The organism is Amycolatopsis sp. NPDC058986 (genome assembly GCF_042741125.1).
GTDB lineage: Bacteria > Actinomycetota > Actinomycetes > Mycobacteriales > Pseudonocardiaceae > Amycolatopsis.
In genome coordinates this window covers 14,010-36,508 of the sequence record NZ_JBHYJW010000047.1, presented here as the reverse complement: position 1 = coordinate 36,508, position 22,499 = coordinate 14,010, and the positions used below count along the sequence as shown (strand labels likewise).

Below are 22,499 nucleotides of genomic sequence, written 5' to 3'. Positions count from 1 at the left end.
CACCACCGACAAAAACGCGTGACCCCAGGTCAGGGCCCGATTACCCAGTGGTAACGACCCGCCGGGCGGCGGCCTCGCGCGAGACGCGCGGACGTGCCCTCTAGGCTCCAACCCGGCAAACAGGGCAGACGATATGGGGAGCGACCGTGTCAGCTGGAGGCGGGACCAAGGCGATCATCGCCGCGCTCGGCGCGAACGCGGGGATCGCGGTCGCGAAGTTCGCCGGGTTCCTGGTGACGGGCTCGTCGTCGATGCTCGCGGAGTCGGTGCACTCGCTGGCCGACACGTCGAACCAGGGACTCCTGCTGCTCGGGCAGAAGACGTCCAAGCGGCGCGCCGACGCGGAGCACCCGTTCGGTTACGGCCGGGACCGGTACTTCTACTCCTTCATCGTCGCGCTGCTGCTGTTCACCCTCGGCGCGGCTTTCGCGCTGTACGAGGGCATCCACAAGATCATCGAGCCGGAACCGCTCAGCTCGCCGGTCGTCGCGGTGGTCATCCTGCTGGTCGCGATCTGCCTCGAGGGTTACAGCTTCAAGACCGCGATCGGCGAGTCCCGCAAGATCAAGGGCAAGGCGACCTGGTGGCGGTTCATCCGCCAGGCCCGCGAGCCCGAGCTGCCGGTGGTCCTGCTCGAAGACGCGGGCGCGTTGCTGGGCCTGGTGTTCGCGCTGCTGGGCGTCGGGCTCGCGGTGCTCACCGGCGACCCGGTGTGGGACGGCGTCGGCACGGTGCTCATCGGCGTGCTGCTCGGGATCATCGCGACCATCCTCATCATCGAGATGAAGAGCCTGCTGATCGGCGAGGGCGCCACCGAGACCGAACTCGCCACCATCGTGGACGAGCTCGCGGCCGGCAAGGTCGAGCGCGTGATCCACATCCGGACCCAGTATCTCGGCCCCGACGAGCTGCTCGTCGCCGCCAAGCTCGCGCTGGTCCCCGGCCTCGACACGGCGGAGGTCGCTACCGCCATCGACGACGCCGAAGCGCGGGTGCGGGCCAAGATCCCGGTCGCCTCCCTGATCTACCTCGAACCCGACCTCGACCGGCACCTCGGCTGATGGCCGACGAGGTCGTGCCCGAGCCGGAAATGCCCCAACACCCCCTGAAAGACGACGATTAATCCCTCCTGCCAGGTGTGGAGCGGAGTCACGCGCTAGGGTGACGCACCGCGATACATGCGGTCTGAGGAGGTCAACGTTGCCCGGGACGGGTTTGTGGCGCACCAAGTCCATCGAACAGTCCATTGCGGACACCGACGAGCCGGATACCAAGCTCCGAAGAAACCTCAGTGCCTGGGACCTGACGGTGTTCGGCGTCGCGGTCGTCGTCGGCGCCGGGATCTTCACGCTCACCGCGCGTACCGCGGGTGACTTCGCGGGTCCCTCGGTCTCGGTGGCGTTCGTCATCGCCGCGATCGCCTGCGCGCTCGCCGCGTTGTGCTACGCCGAGTTCGCTTCGACCGTGCCGGTCGCGGGCAGCGCGTACACCTTCTCCTATGCCACGTTCGGCGAGTTCACGGCCTGGATCATCGGCTGGGACCTGGTGCTGGAGCTGGCCGTCGGTGCCGCCGCGGTGGCGAAGGGCTGGTCCCTGTATCTGGAAACGGTGCTCGGCTACATCTTCGGCAAGGGCACCAAGACCTCCTTCGACATCGGCGGGCTCACCGTCGACTGGGGCGCGCTGATCGTCGTCGCCGCGCTGGCCATGTTGCTCGCACTGGGCACCAAGCTGTCCTCCCGGTTCTCGATGGTGATCACCGGGATCAAGGTCGCGGTCGTGCTGTTCGTGATCGTGCTCGGCTTCTTCTACATCAAGGGCGCCAACTACCAGCCGTTCGTCCCACCGGGCACCACGGGCGGCAGCGCCGAGACCGGTGTCGACCAGTCGCTGTTCTCCCATCTCGCCGGCGGCGCCAGCAGTTCCTTCGGCGTGTTCGGCCTGCTGGCCGCGGCCTCGCTGGTGTTCTTCGCGTTCATCGGTTTCGACATCGTCGCGACCACCGCCGAGGAGACCAAGAACCCGCAGAAGTCCGTGCCCCGCGGCATCTTCGGCTCGCTGGCCATCGTCACCGTGCTGTACGTGGCGGTGTCGCTCGTGGTCGTCGGCATGGTGCCCTACACGGACCTGGCGACGTCGGCGGGCGACGGCAGCCACAAGACGCTGGCCACCGCGTTCGCTGCCAACGGCGTCGACTGGGCGGCGAACATCATCTCGGTCGGGGCGCTGGCCGGGCTGACCACGGTCGTCATGGTGCTGATGCTCGGCCAGGTGCGGATCATCTTCGCGATGTCGCGGGACGGCCTGCTGCCGCGCGGGCTGGCCAAGAGCCACCCCAAGAGCGGGACGCCGCGCCGGGCCACGATCCTGGTGGGCACGCTGGTCGCGATCGCGGCGACGTTCTTCCCGGCCGACAAGCTGGAGGAGATGGTCAACGTCGGCACGCTCTTCGCGTTCGTGCTGGTGTCGGCGGGCGTGCTGGTGCTGCGCAAGACCCGCCCGGACCTGCCGAGGGCGTTCCGGGTGCCGTGGGTGCCGGTGATCCCGGTGCTGGCGATCCTGATCTGCCTGTGGCTGATGCTGAACCTGACGGTACTGACCTGGCTGCGGTTCCTGGCCTGGATGGTGCTCGGCGTGGTCGTCTACTTCGCCTACAGCAAGCGGAACTCCCTGCTCGGCAAGCGGCTTCGCGAGCCGGGCCCGGTCGAGGTCAAGGACTGAGTTTTCGCCACGCGGACGGCCCGTCGCCCCTTCGGGGACGGCGGGCCGTCCTCTTTTAGGTGACACGGGTCACGGGTTGATAACCGGCTGGTTCCGGTTCGGGGCGCTACTCGCACTGAGGGTGAACGTGGTGACCCGTTTGCGATATACCTGCCGGGCCTTGTGTCCCTCTGTCGGGTTAATTACCTCTGAGTGATTCGTACTGAGAGTGGCTTCGTTGTCCGGCGAGGGTGCAGTGCCTCCCCGCTTGTCTTCCCCGTTCGGTACAGGAGTTCTGAATGTCAGTCATGTCCAGACGGCCGGTCCGCGCCACCCTCGGCGTCCTCGCGCTGACCACCGTCACCCTGCTCGGGACCGCGACGTCCGCGTTCGCGTGCCACACCGACGACGGCCGCGCGAAGCCCATCCCGGGCAGCGTGACGAAGTGCGAGCAGGTCAAGAAGGAACAGCTGTCCCACGAGGACGTCAGCTTCACCGGTGGCGACGGTGAGAAGTACCTGAACATCACCGCCGTCGGCGAGGGCGTGAAGGTCACCGCGATCGTCGTCGAAGGCGGTAAGGACGGCTACAACGTCTACGAGCCCGGCAAACTCGCCGACCTGCCGTGGAAGGAACTGCGGGCGCCGAAGACCGTCGACAACCGCGACGCCAAGATCGACCACTGGTTCCTGTGCGGGTCGAAGACGGACAAGCCGACCTCGTCGCCGAGCAAGCCCGCGGAGCCGACCAAGGCTCCGACCAGCTCGGCGGCCCCGACCTCGGCCGCTCCGTCCACTTCGGACACCGCGGCGCCGAGCACCACCGCTGTCCCGGCCCCCGCGATCGACGCGGGAGGGGCCAACGGCGGCGGCCTGGCGAACACCGGTTTCGACAACGGCTGGCTCATCTGGGTCGGCGCGCTGTTGCTGCTCGGCGGTGGGAGCCTGCTGACGCTGCTGAAGCTGCGTCGCCGCGCTCAGTAGTCCTGACGTGAGCTGAAGGGGACTTTCCTCGCATCGGATGCGAGGAAAGTCCCCTTCAGCGCTGGGTGGGGAAGTCGCCGAAGAGGGCGCCCTGCTCACCCCAGCGCTTCGACGGCTTTCCCGGCCGGGCGAGGCCCGCGGCCATCGCGACGGCGTTGTCCCATTCCGGATCGACCAGGTAGTCCCGCTGCTTGAGGACCCCGGGCGCCCAGCGGTGACGTCCGGTCGGCGCGCGCAGCGGGTCCGGGAGCCAGTGGTCGCCGCCGAGGACGAGCACCCCGTGCGGATCGGGTTCGGCCGCGAGCGCGCCGATGCCGCCTTCGGGAAGATAGCCGTCGCCGAGCAGCTTCCCGGACGTCACCTGGTGCCGCCACGTCGTGACACCGCCGCCGAAGATGTCCGTTCCCCGGCACAGCGCCCGCCACCGGCCGTCGAGATCGCCGAACAGCGCCGCGAGCGATTCCGGCGGCAGCAGCGCGGGAAACGCGCGCTGGTAGCCCCACTGCAGCGGCGAACCCGCGGTGAGCAGGCCGATCCGCTCGAGATCCTCGTCCGGCAGTTCGCCTGCCAGCCGCGACGCGGCGAGCACGGCGAGCAGGCTGCCCAGGTTGTAGCCCGAGAGCACGACCCGGGTGTTCGGCTCGGCGAGATGGTCCTTGACCCGGCTCGTGAGTTCCGGCACCACCTTCAGCGCGTAGCACGGCGGGACGGTCGGATGCGCGGCGCGCGGCCAGAAGCACACCAGGTCCGCGAGCGCGCCGAGGTGCCTGCTGCGCTGCGGGCTCTTCGCCGCGGTGTAGACCACGCGCAGCAGCCCGGCCGCCAGCGCGGCGAGTGCGAACACGCCGATCGTCGACAGGGGCTCGAACCAGCCGGGGTTCAGGCGGAAACCGAAGCGCACCACCAGGAGCGCGATCCCGCCCGCGGCCATCGCCAGCGCGACGGTGAGTGCCAGATGGTGCAGATGACGACGTTCCCACGCCGATCGCGCCCACGCCGACGCGGCGTCCGCCTCCTGTTTTTCGTCCAGCTCCATCAGTTCCACGACCGCGGGGACGCCCCGGCGGCGACGGCGCAGCGGGACGGCGATCGCGAAGCCGACGACGCCGAGCACGACGGCCAGCACCAGCCCGCCGCCCCACAGCACGGTGATCAGCCGGTAGGTGTCGGGAAGCCGGAGCCCGTCGGCGCCCGCCAGCTTCCGCACCACCCCGGCGAGCCCGGCGCCGAAGCCGCCGCCGAGCAGCCCGGCGAGTGCGAGCACCGGTGCGGCCGTCCAGCCACCGACCCACGGACGCAGCCGCCGCGGCTGGTCCTTCCAGGTGCGCCGGGCCAGCAGCGCGGCGGGAATCAGCGTCACCGCGAACAACACGGTGACCACGACCTGCGCGGCGCCGAGGCCTTCCACCGTCGGGTCCGTGCCGGGCAGGCGGTGCCCGCCCGAAGGCAGGGGCAGCGCGCGGACCGCGGCCACCACGACGACCAGCACCGCGAAGGAGAAGAAGGTGCGGCGCGCGAGCGGACCGGCGTCGGTGCCGATCGTGACGGTCAGGATCGAGGCGAAGACCAGCGCGAGGGCACAGATCCACACGACGATGTCGAACGGCGCGTCCGGTACTCGCAGCGGCCCGCCGACCAGGGGCAGCGCGACGGAGGCCAGCGCGGCGACGGTGTGCATGACCCGCAGGCCCGGCGTGTCGGGGTCGGTGCGCAGCCGGAGCGGCCCGGACCGGCGTACGCCGTCCGGGGCGTGCACCTTCCAGTTCGCCGACGAAATCCGGTGCAGCACCAGGATGATCACGAACAGCGGCAGCACCCCGATGGTCACGCGCAGCAGGGACGACTCGCGCAGCCACGACGGCGCCGAGGGGATACAGCCCGAGCCGGGGGCGAGACATTGCGTGGCGACGAGGTCCAGCGCGGTCGCGGAGAGCTGGCTCACCAGCAGCATCGTCAGCAGCAACGCGGCGATGCGGAGCAGGCCGCGGCACAGCGCGCCGAGGAACGCGGCGAACCGGCTCCCCGGCGGCACCGGTGGCAGCATCCAGAACGCGACGTTGGCCAGCGAGAACGGGAACAGCAGCGCCCACGTCGCCTTCGCCGCGCCGCCCGAGGTCATCCCGCTCCAGAGGTACCCCTCGAGCGTGCGGGGGATCGACCGGCCCAGCGCGGGCAGCACCGGCCCCGGCGCGGGGCGGCGCAGCCGGTCGGCGGGCCGGATGACCCTGCCGAGGCCGTCGCCGGCGACGTCGACCGTCGCGACCGAGTCCAGCAGGCTTTCGCCACTGGTGCCGACCAGCCCTGCGACGCGCAGTTCGACGATGCGGGTGTCGGGGCCTGGCAAGGGCACGGCGGGGGTCTCCTCAGCGTTCCAACTAGCGTCAAGGCGACAACGGTAGTGTTCGGATGTCGTCGAGTCTTGGAGGAACCGCCACTATGACCCCCGAAAGCGTTGCCCAGCGGCACCAGACCCGTAATGGCATCGAATTCGCCGTCGCCGACCTCGAAGCCGCCGAGTTCGGCCGCAAGGAGATCCGCCTCGCCGAGCACGAGATGCCCGGTTTGATGGCGTTGCGCCGGGAATACGCCGAGGTCTACCCGCTGCGTGGCGCGCGTGTCTCGGGCTCGCTGCACATGACGGTCCAGACCGCGGTGCTCATCGAGACGCTGGTCGCGCTCGGGGCCGAGGTGCGGTGGGCCTCCTGCAACATCTTCTCCACCCAGGACCACGCCGCCGCCGCGGTCGTGGTCGGCCCGCACGGCACGCCCGAAGAGCCCAAGGGTGTCCCGGTGTTCGCGTGGAAGGGCGAGTCGCTCGAGGAGTACTGGTGGTGCACCGAGCGGATGCTCACCTGGGACGGCGACGGCCCGAACATGATCCTCGACGACGGCGGCGACGCCACCATGCTCGTGCACAAGGGCACCGAGTACGAGAAGGCTGGCGTCGTGCCGACGCCGGACGAGAACACCTCGGACGAGTTCCGCGTGTTCCTCGAACTGCTGCGTGCCTCCGTCGCGGCCGATACCGGGAAGTGGACGAAAATCGGCGAGGGCATTCGCGGCGTCACCGAGGAGACCACGACCGGTGTGCTCCGGCTCTACCAGCTCGCCGCCGCCGGTGAGCTGCTGTTCCCGGCGATCAACGTCAACGACTCGGTCACCAAGTCGAAGTTCGACAACCGCTACGGCATCCGGCACTCGCTGATCGACGGCATCAACCGCGGCACCGACGTCCTCATCGGTGGCAAGGTCGCGGTCGTCTGCGGGTACGGCGACGTCGGCAAGGGCGCGGCGGAATCGCTGCGTGGCCAGGGCGCACGGGTCATCGTCACCGAGATCGACCCGATCTGCGCGCTGCAGGCGTCGATGGACGGCTACCAGGTCAAGAAACTGGAGAACGTCCTCGACGAGGCGGACATCATCATCACGACCACGGGCAACAAGGACGTCGTGATGGCCGAGCACATGGCGCGGATGAAGCACCAGGCGATCCTGGGCAACATCGGGCACTTCGACAACGAGCTCGACATGGCGGGCCTGGCGCGCTACCCGGGTGTCCGCCGGGTGAACATCAAGCCGCAGGTCGACGAGTGGGTCTTCCCCGATGGCAAGAGCCTCCTCGTGCTGTCCGAAGGCCGTCTGCTGAACCTGGGCAACGCCACCGGGCACCCGTCCTTCGTGATGTCGAACAGCTTCGCCAACCAGGTGATCGCGCAGATCGAGCTGTTCACCAAGCACGAGGAGTACGACAAGGAGGTGTTCCGCCTGTCCAAGAAGCTCGACGAGAAGGTCGCGCGGATCCACCTCGAGGCGCTGGGCGGCGAGCTGACCAAGCTCACCAAGGAACAGGCCGAGTACATCGACGTCGACGTCGAGGGCCCGTTCAAGTCCGACCACTACCGCTACTGACGCATCGCGAGCGAGGGACCTTTGCTATCGCCGGGCGATAGCAAAGGTCCCTCGCTCCTTTTCGGGGCCGATATCGCGTTGCGGCCGCTCGCTAGGCTGGTGGTGTTGTTCTTGGCTGGACGAACCTCACAGCCCGGTAGGTAGTCCGGGCGGCAGGCGGCGGTGGGAGCCCGCCCCGGCTCGTTGTCCCGCGGCCCGAGCGGGAAACCAGTGCGGCCAGGCTGATTCGTCATGCCTGGAGGTTTCCGGTGAACGGGGTTTTCACGCTGTACCACGACGGCCGGTTCTGGGTCGGCGTTTACGAGATCCACGAGGACGGCGCCGTGCGCGCCGCCCGCCACGTCTTCGGTGCCGAGCCGACCCACGCCGAACTCGCCGCGTTCGCCGCCGGACGAGGATTCGTCCGGCTCGCCGACGCCGCCCGCGCGGCACCCGCCGTCCCCGTCGAGGAGCGGCCGACGGCGCGGCTCAACGCCAAGCGGCTGGCGAAGCTGGCCAAGCGTGCTCAAGAGGACGCCGGCATCGGGACGGCCGCGCAGCGCGCGTTGAAGGAGTCGGTGGCCGAGCGGATCGTCGAGAACAAGGCCGCGCGCAAGCGTCGGGCGGCTGCGGAGGCGCAGCGCAGGCGCACGCTGGCGCGGGACAAGGCCCGAGCGAAGCACCGTGGCCGGTGAGAGGTGCCGAGGGCAGTGGGCCTGGCGATGTGTCGCGAACGCTCCGTTCGGGACGTTCATCGTCGGCAACGGAGCGTTCGCGACATCGGGTCCGGCAGGGGGAAACTTCGTTGGGGCGCTCGACCCCGGCGCGGCTCAGGCGTCGTTCCACTCCACGGCGACGCCCGCCAGCCCCGGTCCCGCCTCCCGGAAGTACGCGCTCGTGACGCCCTGGGCGTCGCACGGCAGCTCCTCGGCCTCGACCGGCAGCGCGTCGTCGCGCGCCCGGATCTGCCGGGTGCACCGCGCGGGCAGGGCGTCCGTGGCGAACCGCAGCTGCAGCAGGTAGCTCGAGCACTGGTCGCGCAGCATCCGGTAGTAACCGGGGGAGGCCGAGCCCGAGTCGTCGCGGACCTCGAAGCAGAAGACGTGGATGTCGCCCTCGGCGAGCTTGCGGTCGAACAGCAGCTCGGTCGCCATGGTGTCGTGCTCGGGGTTGCGCCGCATCCGCCCGACCCGGCAGCCTTCGTCGGTGATCAGCTCGACGTCGGCGATCCGGCAGCCCGGGTCGCCGTTGTACACCGTGACGTAGCGGTCCGGGCCGTGTCGCCGGGCGCGGGTCACCAGCCGGGTCCGCACGCTCACCTGGCGGTGTTCGGCGTCGAAGGTGATCGTGTCGTGCACCGACAGCAGCTCGAGGTCGGCGTTGTGCCGGTTGGTGGCCGGGTACGCGCCCAGCTCGGCGAGCAGCTCGTCGACGATCGAGCCCATGTCGCCGGATCGCAGGTCGTGGAACGACGCGGCCATCTGGTGCCCGCGCGGCCGCCCCACCCGCGGTCCGATCAGCACCACGAGGGAGTTGGCCGGCAGCTGGAGCACCGCCTCCAGTGCGCGGACGGCGGGCAGCGCCTTCGGCACCTCCGGCTGGCGGAGGCCACGCTGCCAGTAGCTCAGCGTCGACTGTCCGATCTGGACACCCCGAAGGCTCAGATGGGCGCGCAGCCGGGCCAGTGACAGGCCCCGGTGCGCGATGGCCAGCCGTAGTGCCTGGTGGAATTCGCCGCCGCGGAGCGCCGCGGAGAGTTCCTTCGGCAGCTCGCCGGCCGGACGGCGGACGCCGTCGATGATCAAGGGGAGGTCTCCGTCTGTTGCCACCGCTCGTCCCTTCACCCGAACAGTGTGTGCGCTGGGCGTGAACACCGCGGAACGTTCACGTTAGCAGTGCCCCGGAATGCTGCCGACCCCCGTTCGGGGTGGCTGGCACGGGATCCCCGCCGTTCCGCGTTCCGGCACCGGGGCGGAACGGTCCGTTCGTCCGGATGGCGTTCTTGCCCAGCGTGACCGCGCTGTTCACCGTTGTGACCACCGAATGGTTCGCCCATATTCGAGCAGGAGGCCGTCCGTGCCAGTGATCTCGAATCGGGCTCGTACCGCCGCGGCGGTGAGCCTGGCCTTGTGGCTGGCCCTTCCCGCGACGGCGGAGGCGGTTTCGCTTCCGGCGTCCTATCAGGACACCACCGCGCGGGCGACGGCCGTGCGCCAGGTGATGCCCCGTGGCGGGGACATCCCCGCCCAGCAGAACGGTGACGACGGCGTCTGGGTTCCCCTGCTGCTCCTCGGCGGGCTGCTGGTCGCGAGCGCGGGTGGCTATCTGGTGTACGCGTTACGCCGTCCGGCCGAAACCTGACCGGCGGGCCCGGTGGTGAGCACCCCCGCCGGGCCCACCGGTCGACCACGGGCACCGTAGGGTCTTCCCGTGGGCCGACTCGTGGTGATCGAAGGACTGGACGGTGCCGGGAAGCGCACCCTGACGGACAGGCTGACCGGTGCGCTGAACGCCGCCGGGGCGAGCGTGGGCAAGCTCGCGTTCCCGCGCTACGGCGAGAGCGTGCACGCCGACCTTGTCCGCGAAGCGCTGCATCGCGGTCACGGCGACCTCGTCGATTCGGTGTACGGGATGGCGATGCTCTACGCGCTCGATCGCCGTGGCGCCGCCGAGGACATCCGGACGCGGCTGGCCGCGAACGACGTCGTGCTGCTGGATCGGTACGTCGCCTCCAACGCCGCGTACGCCGCCGCACGGCTGCGACAGGACGCGAGCGGCGAGGTCGTGCGCTGGGTCTGGGACCTGGAGGTCGAGCGGTTCGCCCTGCCGCGCCCGGACGCGCAGCTGCTGCTGCGGGTCGCGCCCGAGGTCGCCGCCGAGCGGGCCGAACGTCGCGCGGCGACCGAAACGGACCGGGAGCGCGACGCGTTCGAGACCGACGACGCACTCCAGACACGCTGCGCCGCCGTATACGACGAACTCGCGAAGTCGGCGTGGCTCGCTCCGTGGCATGTCCTCGACGGCGTCTCGCACACCGACGTCGAGGCGCTCGCGAAGGAATTACTCCAGAGCTGAGACGTCTCGGGCGAACCGAGCCGGGTCGAACAACGCGATCGGGTGCGTGGTCCCGCCGTCGACGACGAGGTCGGCCAGGATCTCCCCGACCACCGGGACGAACTTGAAGCCGTGCCCGGAGAATCCGCACGCGACCGTGACCCTGTCCTCCGCCGGATGCGGCGCGATCACGAAATGCGTGTCCGGGGTGGTGGTGTAGAGACAGGTCGCCGCGCGCAGGAAGCGTCCCGGCAGGGTCGGCAGGCGCGGCGCGACGGTCGCGGCCATGTTCGCGACCTCCTCGTCCGACACCGTGCGGTCGATCGTGTCCGCCGTGCAGGTCCGCCCGCCGCTGAAGATCGCGACCTTGACCCCGTCCCGCGGTCCGTGGCGTGCCGGGAAGCCGTAGAGATCGCGGCCGTCCCCGGTGTTCCAGATGTACACCGGATGCCGCCGGTACGGCTCGATACCGCCGTCGGGGGCGAACCAGTACTGGATCTGCCGCTCGATCCGGAACTCGACGCCGAGGTCGGACAGGAGTTCGGGGGCCCATGCCCCGGGGCAGACGACGAGGTGCCCGGCGGTGTAGTGGTCGTGCGAGGTGCCGACCCGGACGCCCGAGGTGCTCGCGCTCCAGGTGTAGACCTTTTCCTCGTGGTGCAGTTCGGCGCCCGCTCGCGCGGCGAGCTGCAGGTGCGCGGCGACACTCGCCTCGGGCACCACGAGCCCCGCGCCCGGTTCGTACAGCGCGATTTCGTCGTCCGCCGGGTTGAGGGTGGGGAAGCGGCGGCGGATCTCGGCCGCGTCGAGCAGCTCGTGCGCGAGGTCGAATTTCTGCGCGCTCAGCTGGCTCCCGGTCACTGGCCGCGAATCCGGCCGCCCGAGGACGAGCCCGCCGCAGCGGGTGAAGATCTCCCGCTGGGAGTCGCGTTCGATGCCCTCCCACAGTTCGTGCGCCCGCAGCAGCAGCGGGACGTAGGCCGGGTCCTCGAAGTAGGCCTGCCGCGTGATCCGCGAGCCGCCGTGGCTGGAGCCGCGGTTGTGCACCGGCGCGAACTGGTCGATACCGAGCACCCGCTGCCCGCGCCGCGCCAGCCGGCACGCGGCCGCGCTGCCCATCCCGCCGAGCCCGAGCACGATGACGTCGTAATGGGTCATCGCGCGCTCCGCAACCGTGTCATCGTCGGATCGAACAACGGCTCGGCCGCCACCAGTGCGGGGATCTTCTCGGCGAAGTACTCGATCTCGACCCGCTGACCCGGCGTCGTGTAATCGACGGGAAGCCACGCGTAGGCGATGTTCTTGCCGACCGTGTAGCCGTATGCCGCACTGGTGACGTAGCCGATCGGCCGGCTCTGCGCGTATACCGGCTCCTTGCCGAGCACGACGGCGTACGGATCGTCGATGGTCAGGCAGGTCAGTTTCCGCGTGACCGTCTCGGCCGAACGTCCTTCGAGCGCGTCCCGGCCGAGGAAGTAGCCCTTGTCCCTTCGCACCGCGAAGCCGAGACCGGCCTCGTACGGGTCGTGTTCGGTGGTCAGATCCGTGCCCCAGGACCGATAGCCCTTCTCCAGGCGCATGCTCGCGAACGCCTCCCGGCCCGCGGCGATGATCCCGTGCGGCCTGCCCGCCTCCCACAGCGTGTCCCACAGCCGCCTGCCGAGGTCGGCGCCGGTGTAGAGCTCCCAGCCGAGTTCGCCCACATAGGACAGTCGCATCGCGACCACCGGGATACCGCCTACGTATGCGGCTTTCGCCTTGAAGTAGCCCATCGCCCGGTGTGAGAAGTCCGTTGTGGACAGTGGCTGCAGGACCTTGCGCGCGAGTGGTCCCCACAGGCCGACACAGCAGGTGCCGGACGTGGTCTCGTGGATCTGCACGGTGCCGTCGCCGGGCAGATGCCTGCGCAGCCAGTCGAGGTCGAGGGGCCCGTTGACGCCGACCTGGAACCGGTCGGCGGCCAGCCGCGCGACCGTGAGATCGCCGCGCACCCCGCCGTCCTCGCCGAGCAGCAGCGTGTAGGTGATCGCCCCCGGCGGCTTGTCGAGCTGGTTGGTGGTCATCGCCTGGAGGAACGGCAGCGCGCCAGGACCGGTGACTTCGAGGCGCTTCAGCGGTGTCATGTCGAACATCGCCACCCGCTCGCGGGCCACCAGCGCCTCGGCTCCGCCGATCGGCGACCAGTACCGCCCGGCCCAGCCGTTGCGGGCGGGGATCCGGTCGACCTCCGGCAGGTTCTCGTTCTCGGCGTACCACTGTGGACGTTCCCAGCCGCCCGCCTCCAGGAAACACGCGCCGAGTTCGAGCTGGCGCTCGTAGAACGGGCTCGTCCGCAGTGGCCGCGGTTCTTCCATCGGCTGCAGGGGATGGATGACGTCGTACACCTCGACGAAGCTCTGGCAACTGCGGGCGCGCACGTAGTCCGGCGCGAGCTGGACCCGTTCGAAACGGGCGAGGTCGCAGCCGTGCACGTCGGTCTTCGGCTGCCCGTCGACGAGCCATTCGGCCAGTGCGCGGGCGGCACCGGCGGAGTGGGTGATCCAGACGGCCTCCGCGACCCAGAAGCCGTCGAGGTCCGGGTGTTCGCCGAGCAACGGCATCCCGTCCGGGGTGAACGAGAACAGCCCGTTGACGCCTTCTTCGACCTTCGCCTCGCGCAGGATCGGCAGCAACTCGGTGGCGGCGGCCCAGGACGCTTCGAAGTCGGCTGGGGTGAACGCGAGTTCGGACGGCATGCCTTCGGTGGCACGGGGATCGGCGATGTCCGAGGGATCGACCGGCATCGGTCGGTGCCCGTACGCGCCGACACCGAGCCGGTCGCCGTGCTCGCGGAAGTAGAGGTCGGCGTCCTGGTGCCGCAGGATCGGCCTGCTCGCCTCGGTGGGGTCGGCGAGCGCGGGCAACGGCGTCGTCTTCGCGTACTGGTGCGCCATCGGGACCAGCGGCACGGTGAGGTCGACCAGCTCCCCGAGCAGCGGTCCCCACATCCCGGCACAGGACACGACGACGTCGGCGCGGAACCGGTCGGTCTCGGTGACCACGGCGGTGACCCGGCCGCGCGCGCGTTCCACGGCGACGACCCGCTGGCGGGCGAGGAACCGGGCCCCGCGCTCGATCGCCCGCCGGGCCTGGGCTTCGGCCGCGCGCAGCGGTTCCGCCAGCCCGTCGCCGGGGGTGTGGAAGCCGCCGAGGATCTTCGTCGCGTCGAGCAGCGGGTGCAGGGCGGCGCACGCGCCCGCGTCGAGCAGCGTGCTCGGCACGCCCCACGACGTCGCCCAGCCGTGCCGTCGTTGCAGATCCGCCCAGCGGGCCGGGGAACCGGCGACCTCGAGCCCGCCGACCGGCCGGAAGCACGGACGCCCGTCGAGGGTGAGACCGCTGTACTTCTCGACGGTGTAGCCGGCGAACTCGGTCATCGTCTTGCAGCCGTTGGTCTGGAAGACCAGCCCCGGCGCGTGCGAGCTGGACCCGCCGGTGGCGAACAGGTCACCCTGCTCCAGCACGGTGACGTCGGTCCAGCCGCGCTCGGTGAGCTCGTCGGCCACCGCGCAGCCGACTATCCCCGCGCCGACGACGACAACGCGCGGCCGTGGAGCCATCGGGGTCCTCCTCGCCTGCCCGCGCGTCCACTGTGGACAGCCGGGCTCCTTGCCGTTGGCGTGCTCGGGGCCCGCGTCGGGGGAGGCGCGGGAGGTTGCGGATGGGGGAATACGTTCCGTCTTCTGCAACAAGGTGCGTGATGCCGCGAGCAGTGTCAAGAGCCCGAAAAGGTTCCCGTTCCAGGGTGGTCGCGCAGGTGGGCGCGGTGCTACCGGCGAACGGGCCAAGTAACGGCACGCTCGCCCTTGTCGATGCGACGTCGGGGGAGTGGACGCCTCAGTCCGCGAAGTAGCCGAGCTGGGCGGAAAGCTCCATCGCCGCTTCGGTGAGCGGCTGCACGATCTGGCGGACGCGCTGTTTCGAGAGGCGGTACGAAGGCCCCGAAACGCTCATCGCGGCCACGACTTCGCCGCCGGGGCCGCGGATCGGCACCGCGACCGCGTGCATACCGAGTTCGAGTTCCTCGTAGCAGGCCACGTAACCGTCTTCGGTGACGCGGTCGAGTTCGGCATTCAGTTCTTCCGGGTCGACGACCGTACGCGGGGTGTACTGCTCCAGCTTGCGGCGGAGAAGACGCTTTCGCTCCGCCTCGGGCAGCGAGGCCAGCAGGATCTTGCCGCTGGAGGTCGCGTGCAGCGGCGTGCGCTGGCCGGTCCAGTTCTGCGTGGTGATCGCGGCCGATCCGCGGGCCTGGCTGATGTTGATCGCGACGCCGTCGTCGGCGATCGCGATGTTGACCGTCTCGCCCAGCGACTCGGCCAGTGCCTGGCAGCTGGTCCGGCCCAGCTTCGCCAGGTCCATCCGGCCGGTGGCGGCCCCGGCCAGCCGGACGATGCCGAAGCCGATGGCGTACTTCCCCCGCTCGCCCAGCTGCTCCACCAGGCCACGCGACTCCAGGACACTCAGCAGGCGGGACGCGGTCGACTTGTGGACGCCCAGTTCGCCCGCGATCTCGGTGATCCCCGTTTCCCCGTTGCGGGCGAGCAGTTCCAGCACGCTGATCGCGCGGTCGACCGATTGCACCTGGCTGGGAGTTGCGTTCGCAGGGTCCTGGTTCCGCATGACGCAACACTAACGGCTGACGCTGAAAAAGTTCGGCTGAGTGGGCGAACACCGAGGGACGCCCCTGGTGCGTTGGCTGTGGCGAGGGACGCCCTCGGTGCATCGAGCGCACCGAGGGCGTCCCTCGCATCCGCTCGCGGTCCGCTCCACACGGGTACGGTGGGCGGTGAGGGGACGGCCCGGCCGCCACCCGGAAGGCCCGCACCCGGATGGAGCAAATCTGCTCGATTTCGGATCTTTCCGGCGTCCGAACCCCGGGTCGCGCGTCCTCGTGTGGCAAGTAGTGCGAATATGTGTTCATGAAGGCACGTGTCTTGGTGGTCGACGACGACCCCGCACTCGCGGAGATGCTCACCATCGTGCTCCGTGGGGAGGGGTTCGACACGGCGGTGGTCGCCGACGGTTCGCGCGCGCTTCCCGCGCTGCGCGAGCTGAAACCCGACCTCGTCCTGCTCGACCTCATGCTGCCCGGGATGAACGGCATCGACGTCTGCAAGGCGATCCGGGCCGAGTCCGGCGTGCCGATCGTCATGCTCACCGCCAAGAGCGACACGGTGGACATCGTGCTCGGCCTGGAGTCCGGCGCCGACGACTACGTGGTCAAGCCCTTCAAGCCGAAGGAGCTGGTCGCGCGGGTCCGCGCCCGGATGCGCCGCACCGAGGCCGAGCCCGCCGAGTCGCTCACCATCGGCGATCTGGCCATCGACGTCCCCGGCCACGAGGTCACCCGCGAGGGCAAGGCCATCCCGCTGACTCCGCTGGAGTTCGACCTGCTGGTCGCGCTGGCGCGCAAGCCGCGTCAGGTGTTCACCCGCGAGGTGCTGCTCGAGCAGGTCTGGGGTTACCGGCACGCGGCCGACACCCGGCTGGTCAACGTGCACGTCCAGCGGCTGCGGTCGAAGGTGGAGCGGGACCCGGAGCACCCCGAGGTGGTGTTGACCGTGCGCGGCGTCGGGTACAAGGCCGGCCCGCCGTGATCCGTCCATGACAGCGCCATCCCCGGAAGAGCCGGAAAGCACCGGGGCGGAGCCCGGCCGTGACCCGAAGAGGGGACGGCTGCCGCGCTCCGCCCGCTCGGCGGCGCGCCTCGTACGGCGCGTCGCGGCTTTCGCGCGCCGTCGTGTCGTCGGCTTCAACGAACTGTGGCGGCATTCGCTGCAGTTCCGGGTCACCGTGTCGACGCTGGCGCTGTCCTCGGCGGTGGTGTTCGTGCTGGGCATGGTGCTGCAGAACCAGATCACCGAACGCCTGCTGGACACCAAGCGTTCCGCCGCGATCGAGCAGACGCGGGCGCTCGCCGACACCGCGGCGGGGGAGCTGGTCGGCGTCGGCGGCGAGAGCTCCGAAGCCATGCGCACGCGGCTGGAGAACGCGCTCAAGAAGATCTCCAGCAGCCCGGCGAACCAGGGCGGGGCCGGTTCTGCGGCGGGCACCTTCGACCCGGTGCTGGTCAGCGGCGGCCGTGGCCAGGCGGTCAGCGTCCCGGTGTCGGCGGGACCGTTCGCCAGCGTGCCGGCGCGGCTGCGCCAGTTCGTCGAGTCCAACCAGGTCAGCTACCTGGAGCACACCGTCGAAGACGGCAACGGCGGCCGCACCACGTACCTCATCGTCGGCGCGCCGCTGAGCACCGTGGCCAGCCCGCTGCAGCTGTACCTGCTGTTCCCGCTGACCAGCGAGCAGAACACGGTGTCCACCGTGCAGAACACGCTGCTCGTCGGCGGGCTCGTGCTGCTGTTGCTGCTCGCCGGGATTACGAACCTCGTCACGCGGCAGGTGGTGCGGCCCGTCCGGCAGGCGGCGGCCGCGGCCGAGCAGTTCGCGGGCGGGGATCTCGACCAGCGGCTCGCCGTGCTCGGCGAGGACGATCTGGCGAAACTCGCGGTGTCCTACAACGAGATGGCCGCGAGCATCCAGCGGCAGATCCGGCAGCTGGAGGAGTTCGGCGGGCTGCAGCGGCGGTTCACCTCCGACGTCTCGCACGAGCTGCGCACCCCGCTGACCACCGTCCGGATGGCGGCCGACGTGCTGCACGCCTCGCGCGAGCAGTTCCCGGCCGGGCTCGCCCGCTCCACCGAGCTGCTGGTCGACGAGCTCGACCGTTTCGAGGCCCTGCTCGGCGATCTGCTGGAGATCAGCCGTCTCGACGCCGGTGTCGAGGAGCTGTCCGCCGAGTTCATCGACGTCCGGCCGATCGCGACCAGGGCGGTCGAGCAGGTCCGGGTCATCGCCGGGAACGCGGGCAGCTCGATCGATCTGGTGCTGCCCGACGAAGAGGCGCCCGCGGAGGTCGACGCCCGGCGCGTCGAACGGATCCTGCGGAACCTGCTCGCCAACGCCGTCGACCACAGTGAGGGCAAACCGGTGGTGCTCACCGTGGGAGTCAACGAGAACGCCGTGGCGGTCACGGTCCGGGACCGCGGTGTCGGGCTGCGGACCGGCGAGGCGGAACTGGTGTTCAACCGGTTCTGGCGGGCAGACCCGTCCCGCAACCGGCGCACCGGCGGCACCGGGCTGGGCCTGGCGATCAGTCAGGAGGACGCGCGCCTGCACGGCGGGCAGCTCGACGCGTGGGGCGAGCCGGGCTACGGCGCGTGCTTCCGGCTGGTACTGCCGCGCAGGCAGGGCACCGCGGTCGAGGAGAGCCCGCTGCCGCTGCCGCCCGCGGACCACGTCCCGCCCGCCGCCGAGCCGACCGTGATCGGCACGCTCGAGGTGCAGCCCGCGCCGGACGCGCTGCTCGCCGAGCGCGAGGAGGTCGGCCGGTGAAACGTGCCGCACTGGCCTTGCTGTGCTTCGTCCTCCTGGCGGGCTGCGCGAACATCCCGCAGGAATCCCAGCCGATGGTGGTGCCGGGGGAGAAGCCGCCGCCGGCGGCAGCCAGCGCGCCCAACCCGTCGGAGGGCATCGACTCGCTGACGCTGGCGCGCCAGTTCGTCCGCGCGAGCGCCGTGCCGGGGTCGAACAACGCCGCCGCCCGCGCGTACCTCGACGACCAGGCCCGCGCGAACTGGAAGCCCGCGCGGGGGCTGACGATCATCGACGACATCTTCAACACCACCTACGACACCGAGAACCGGTCGCCGGATCCGAACGTGCAGACGGTGAACGTGCACGGTTTCGCGCTGGGCGTGCTGAACGGCGACGGCTCGTTCGTCCCGAACCAGGCGCCTTTCAAGCTCCAGCTCGAAGTGCGCAAGCAGCAGGCGACGGGGCAGTGGCGGATCGCCAACCCGCCGCCGAACCTGGTCGTCACCAACGCCGACTTCTCGATCAACTACTTCCGCGTCCCGGTGAGCTTCTACTCGCCGGACGCGGGCACGTTCGTGCCCGATCTTCGTTACGTGGTCGCGAAACCGCAGTCGGGGCTCGCCGGGCGCGTGATGGACCTGCTGATGCTCGGGCCGTCCGAAGGGCTCGCGGGATCGGTGAAGAACCTCCTCGCGGATCCGATCACCATCGAGAACAACGTCAAGACCGCCGACGACGGTTCGGTGGTGGTGCCGCTGACCGGGCTGACCGGGGCGACGCCGGAGACGCGGAACCTGATCGCCGCGCAGATCGTGCTCTCGCTGCAGACCGTGACCTCGACCCGGATCCGGCTGCTCGCCGACGGCGCGCCGCTCGTGCCGGGGCACGAGTACTGGCGGGCGAGCGAACTGCCCGCGTACGGCGCCGCGTCGTCGCCGAGTTCCGATCTGCTGGGGCTGATGACCGCGGGCGGGCGGGTGCGTTCGCTCGGCACCGGCGCGCCGGTCGAGGGCCCGGCGGGTAGTGGTGGCTACGACGTCGCCGGCGCGGCGCAGTCGATCGACGGGAAACGGCTCGCGGTGGTCGAACGCGCCGGCGGCCGGATGCGGCTGCGGGTCGGCGACTACGGCAGGGACCTGCCGCAGACGGAGCTGTTCGGTGGTTCGCTCACCCGGCCGACCTGGCGCCCCGCCGCGCCCGGCGGCGACGCCTCCGGTGAGGTGTGGACGGTCGTCGATCACACGACGGTGGCGCGGCTCGTGCTGGCCCCCGGCGGGCATTGGGCGCAGCAGGGCGTGAACGCGAACGAGGTGACCGCGCTCGGCCAGATCACCGAACTCCGGCTCTCCCGCGACGGTGCGCGCGCCGCGGCAGTGGTCGGCGGGAAGCTGGTGGTCGCCTCGGTGGTCCGGACCGCCGATTCGGTGACCCTGCGCGCGCCGCGGCTGCTGCAGAACCGCGATCTCACGAACGTCGTGGACGTCGACTGGGCCACTCCGGACACGCTCGTGGCGGCCACGTCGTCGACCTCGCAGCCGGTGGTGAAACTGCCGATCGACGGGCTGCGGATGGACGCCTTCAACAGCTCGAACCTGACCCCGCCGGTGCTCTCCGTCACCGCCGCCCCGAACCGCCCGATCGTGGTCGCCGACAGCGGTGGCCTGTGGGTCGCCTCGGAACTGGGCGAGGTCTGGCGGCCCCATGCCCACACCACCCCCGGCGCCGATCCCTTCTATCCCGGCTGAAGCCTGCGCACCCGACTGTCCCTTGTGGACGCTGGGTTGCGCTCGTGCGGCGCGAGCGTGAGCAAAGGTCCCTTGCTCCCGGTTTCGGCGGGGCGGGGTGTTGATCCGAGGGCCTCCCTGGGTGCGCTCATCGCACCGAGGGACGCCCTCGTCGCACCCAACGCACCCAAGGCGTCCCTCGGCACAGCGCCCGTCCGCGCGCGTCGCGAACGTTCCGTTCGGGACGCTCAACGTCCTCAACGGCGCGTTCGGGACATGGACCCGGCGTCCGCGCCGCAGCCTTGCCGCGTCGCGGCGAGCCGAAACTGTCGGTGGTGGGCGGGACACTCAGCGGCATGAACTCCCGTGTGCTCGATCTCCTCATCCCCGCCCGCTGCGCCGCCTGCGGTGTGCGCGGTGCCCCGTGCTGCGCCGGATGCGCCCAGGTGTGGGGAGCACTGACCGAGGTGACCCGCCTGCCGACGACGGGTCTCGTGCCGGTGTACGCGCTCGCCCGCTACGAGGGCGTGGCCAAACGGCTCCTGATCGCCTACAAGGAACGCGGCCGCCGTGATCTCGGCCCGCCGCTCGGCCGGGCAGTGGCCGACGCGCTCCCGTCGCTGCTCGCCAGGGCGCTCGCACCCGGAGCCGGGATTCCCATCGCCGGGAATCTCCGGAGTGGGAATCCCCGCACTGGGATTCCCAGCCTTGGGATCCCCGGCGGTGGGAATCCCGAAAGTGGGATTCCCACATCCGGCCGTCCCACAAACGGCCTTCCCGCCTCCGCGCTTTCCGAACCGGCGAACCCACGAGGCGGGAATCCCCGTCGCGGGATTCCCCAGTCCGGGAATCTCCCACCGGGGTTTCCCGGACCTGCGGCTCTCGAGCCGGAGGACCCCGAAACCGGGAACGCCGGTACCGGGACTCTCCGAACCGGCCCTCTCGGTGGCGGGAATCCCACTACTGGGAATCCCAGACCGGAGCGCCCCGGAACCGGGCTTCCCGCAGTGGGGAACCCCCGGACCGGGAATCCCGAGGTCGGGAATCCCACTCACGGTGTCTGTCTCGTGCCCGCTCCGAGCAGGCGCTCGGCGTCCCGGCTGAGGGGCGGTCCGCACGTCCAGCGCCTGGCCGAGGCCGCCGCCGAGCTGCTCGCCGCTCGCGGTGTCCCGGCCGCGGTGGCGCCCGCGTTGCGGCTGGCGGGTGGCGCGAAGGACGCTGTCGGGCTGAGCCGGGCGGAACGACTGGCCAACCTCGAAGGACGGCTGCGGTTCGTCCCGGCGGGCCGTCCGCCGCCGGAGCTGCCGGTGGTGGTGCTCGACGACGTCGTGACCAGCGGCGCCACGGCCGCGGCGTGCACGCGGGTGCTGCGCGGACAGGGAGTGGAGGTGGTCGCGGTCCTCGCACTCCTCGCGGCCGAGTGATCCGAGGGTCACCTACATGAGTGACCTTTAGCGGGAACGTCAGTGCCCGCGCGGCCGTTGTCCGGGTATGAGGGCCCACCCCCGAAGCACTCCGATGACACGCCACTCCACCGGGGTGGCGGCTGTGCCCGGCGGGGTTGTCACCCTCGGTTTTCCTGGCACCGAAGCGTTGCGCCGTCCGCGTGAAAACGAGTCACGGGAACGGTGCCCGAACCGCGAGGATTTTGCGGTGATCACCCGTGCGTCACTGCGCGCCGTGACGGTTTCTTACCCCCTGACATCCCCCGGCTCGGGGGCTGTTGCAACGGCCGTGATGAAGCTAACGTGCTCCGCAATCAGCAATCCCCGCAGGCAGGGAGGTGACCAGCCCATGTCCCTGGCGCCGGAGGTGCGCTGAGTTCGCGCTCGGACATCCGCCGCGAGACGTCGTGACCGTCTGCCGAGTTCCCTCAGCCCGCGATCCGGGCTTCGTCCCCGCTTTACCGGCGCCCTGGTTAAACACAACAGCTCGCAGTCATTTCAGCGAGGGAGGTCGTGTATGGACATCGTCGTTAAGGGCCGCAACGTGGAGGTGCCCGATCATTACCGGGCGCTTGTCGGCGAAAAGCTGGCCCGGCTTGAGCGCTACGACAAGAAGGTCATCCGGTACGACGTGGAGCTCTTCCACGAGCCGAACCGCAGGCAGGCCAAGAGCTGCCAGCGCGTCGAGATCACCGGAAAGGGCAGGGGCCCGGCCGTGCGCGCCGAAGCGTGTGCCGCCGACTTCTACGCAGCGCTGGACTCCGCGGTCACCAAGCTCGAGAACCGTTTGCGGAGGACACACGACCGGAGGCGCGTGCACTATGGCCGCAGCCGTCCGGAATCGGTCGCCGAGGCGACCTCCATGGCGATGGCGCCAGGCACGTCCCCGGCGAATTCCGCCGCTCCCGCCGCGCGTACCGCGGTGTTGGAGGCACCCGAGGCCGAAACACTCACGAACGGATTCGCGGCTTCGAGTGTCGAGGGGATTCCCCAGCAACAGCGCTGGGAAGACGATGAGCTGGGCCACCAGCCCGGCCGCGTCGTCCGCGAGAAACAGCATTCCGCGGACCCGATGACGGTGGACCAGGCTCTCTACGAGATGGAGCTGGTCGGCCACGACTTCTACCTGTTCAACGACTCCGAAGCCGGCAGGCCGAGCGTCGTCTACCGCCGGAAAGGCTTCGACTACGGCGTGATCCGGCTCGGCTGAGCGGACCCGGACAAGGCCTCGAGCGGCCCGCACGCACCGCGTGCGGGCCGCTCGCGTGCGGTCCCTACGCAAGGTGCGTGCGCGC

General features: G+C 70.4%; 17 protein-coding genes. 12 read left to right on the top strand and 5 right to left on the bottom strand.

Going from position 1 to position 22,499, the window contains the following annotated elements; genetic code table 11:
* The first annotated feature begins 146 nt into the window (after window positions 1-146).
* The 3 genes from ACFW0G_RS32760 to ACFW0G_RS32750 all read left to right on the top strand — a co-directional run bounded on the left by ACFW0G_RS32760 (window position 147) and on the right by ACFW0G_RS32750 (window position 3,683).
* A complete protein-coding gene (locus tag ACFW0G_RS32760; RefSeq protein WP_378329320.1) occupies window positions 147-1,061 on the top strand; it encodes a cation diffusion facilitator family transporter in 915 nt (304 codons plus the stop codon).
* Between the two features lie 139 nt (window positions 1,062-1,200).
* Window positions 1,201-2,721, top strand: a complete 1,521-nt coding sequence (locus tag ACFW0G_RS32755) for an amino acid permease (protein WP_378329319.1) — start codon at window positions 1,201-1,203, stop codon at window positions 2,719-2,721.
* 287 nt (window positions 2,722-3,008) lie between these two features.
* Window positions 3,009-3,683, top strand: coding sequence for an LPXTG cell wall anchor domain-containing protein (locus ACFW0G_RS32750; RefSeq protein WP_378329318.1), 675 nt, complete (start codon window positions 3,009-3,011; stop codon window positions 3,681-3,683).
* Between the two features lie 55 nt (window positions 3,684-3,738).
* On the opposite strand, the gene ACFW0G_RS32745 is transcribed toward ACFW0G_RS32750, so the two are convergent.
* Complete coding sequence (locus tag ACFW0G_RS32745; protein ID WP_378329358.1) at window positions 3,739-6,027, bottom strand: hypothetical protein; 2,289 nt, start codon at window positions 6,025-6,027, stop codon at window positions 3,739-3,741.
* 92 nt (window positions 6,028-6,119) lie between these two features.
* Here ACFW0G_RS32745 and ahcY point away from each other — a divergent pair, with 92 nt between their 5' ends.
* Together ahcY and ACFW0G_RS32735 are read left to right on the top strand one after the other, a co-directional pair.
* Window positions 6,120-7,592 (top strand): adenosylhomocysteinase, encoded by a 1,473-nt coding sequence (ahcY, locus tag ACFW0G_RS32740; protein WP_378329317.1) that lies wholly within the window; start codon window positions 6,120-6,122, stop codon window positions 7,590-7,592.
* A 248-nt stretch (window positions 7,593-7,840) separates the two neighbouring features.
* Window positions 7,841-8,266: a YjdF family protein gene (locus tag ACFW0G_RS32735; protein WP_378329316.1), complete on the top strand. Its 426-nt coding sequence runs from the start codon at window positions 7,841-7,843 to the stop codon at window positions 8,264-8,266.
* Between the two features lie 135 nt (window positions 8,267-8,401).
* On the opposite strand, the gene ACFW0G_RS32730 is transcribed toward ACFW0G_RS32735, so the two are convergent.
* Window positions 8,402-9,400: a hypothetical protein gene (locus tag ACFW0G_RS32730; protein WP_378329315.1), complete on the bottom strand. Its 999-nt coding sequence runs from the start codon at window positions 9,398-9,400 to the stop codon at window positions 8,402-8,404.
* 247 nt (window positions 9,401-9,647) lie between these two features.
* Here ACFW0G_RS32730 and ACFW0G_RS32725 point away from each other — a divergent pair, with 247 nt between their 5' ends.
* The gene (locus tag ACFW0G_RS32725) at window positions 9,648-9,932 is read left to right on the top strand and encodes a hypothetical protein (RefSeq protein ID WP_378329314.1); all 285 of its coding nucleotides are present in this window, start codon (window positions 9,648-9,650) and stop codon (window positions 9,930-9,932) included.
* An 81-nt stretch (window positions 9,933-10,013) separates the two neighbouring features.
* Window positions 10,014-10,646 carry a dTMP kinase gene (locus ACFW0G_RS32720; protein ID WP_378329357.1) on the top strand — a complete coding sequence of 211 codons (633 nt, stop codon included), beginning with the start codon at window positions 10,014-10,016 and terminating at the stop codon, window positions 10,644-10,646.
* On the opposite strand, the gene solA is transcribed toward ACFW0G_RS32720, so the two are convergent.
* From solA to ACFW0G_RS32705, 3 genes are all read right to left on the bottom strand, one after another.
* Window positions 10,632-11,783 carry an N-methyl-L-tryptophan oxidase gene (solA, locus tag ACFW0G_RS32715; RefSeq protein ID WP_378329313.1) on the bottom strand — a complete coding sequence of 384 codons (1,152 nt, stop codon included), beginning with the start codon at window positions 11,781-11,783 and terminating at the stop codon, window positions 10,632-10,634. The two genes, ACFW0G_RS32720 and solA, sit on opposite strands and share 15 nt — an antisense overlap.
* Window positions 11,780-14,224 (bottom strand): FAD-dependent oxidoreductase, encoded by a 2,445-nt coding sequence (locus ACFW0G_RS32710; RefSeq protein WP_378329312.1) that lies wholly within the window; start codon window positions 14,222-14,224, stop codon window positions 11,780-11,782. The genes solA and ACFW0G_RS32710 overlap by 4 nt, the downstream gene beginning before the upstream one ends.
* Window positions 14,225-14,501: 277 nt before the next feature.
* A complete protein-coding gene (locus tag ACFW0G_RS32705) occupies window positions 14,502-15,287 on the bottom strand; it encodes an IclR family transcriptional regulator (protein ID WP_378329311.1) in 786 nt (261 codons plus the stop codon).
* Window positions 15,288-15,586: 299 nt separating this feature from the next.
* On the opposite strand from ACFW0G_RS32705, the gene mtrA reads away from it, so the two are divergent.
* The 5 genes from mtrA to hpf all read left to right on the top strand — a co-directional run bounded on the left by mtrA (window position 15,587) and on the right by hpf (window position 22,414).
* On the top strand, window positions 15,587-16,264 hold the full coding sequence (mtrA, locus tag ACFW0G_RS32700) for an MtrAB system response regulator MtrA (protein WP_007028977.1): 678 nt from the start codon (window positions 15,587-15,589) through the stop codon (window positions 16,262-16,264).
* A gap of 7 nt (window positions 16,265-16,271) precedes the next feature.
* Window positions 16,272-18,053: an MtrAB system histidine kinase MtrB gene (gene mtrB / locus ACFW0G_RS32695; RefSeq protein WP_378329310.1), complete on the top strand. Its 1,782-nt coding sequence runs from the start codon at window positions 16,272-16,274 to the stop codon at window positions 18,051-18,053.
* Entirely contained in the window at window positions 18,050-19,780 is a 1,731-nt protein-coding gene (locus tag ACFW0G_RS32690) for an LpqB family beta-propeller domain-containing protein (protein WP_378329309.1), read from the top strand. Before mtrB ends, ACFW0G_RS32690 begins: the two co-directional genes overlap by 4 nt.
* A gap of 335 nt (window positions 19,781-20,115) precedes the next feature.
* A complete protein-coding gene (locus tag ACFW0G_RS32685; RefSeq protein ID WP_378329308.1) occupies window positions 20,116-21,183 on the top strand; it encodes a hypothetical protein in 1,068 nt (355 codons plus the stop codon).
* 538 nt (window positions 21,184-21,721) lie between these two features.
* The gene (gene hpf / locus ACFW0G_RS32680) at window positions 21,722-22,414 is read left to right on the top strand and encodes a ribosome hibernation-promoting factor, HPF/YfiA family (protein WP_378329307.1); all 693 of its coding nucleotides are present in this window, start codon (window positions 21,722-21,724) and stop codon (window positions 22,412-22,414) included.
* The last annotated feature ends 85 nt before the right edge of the window (window positions 22,415-22,499 follow it).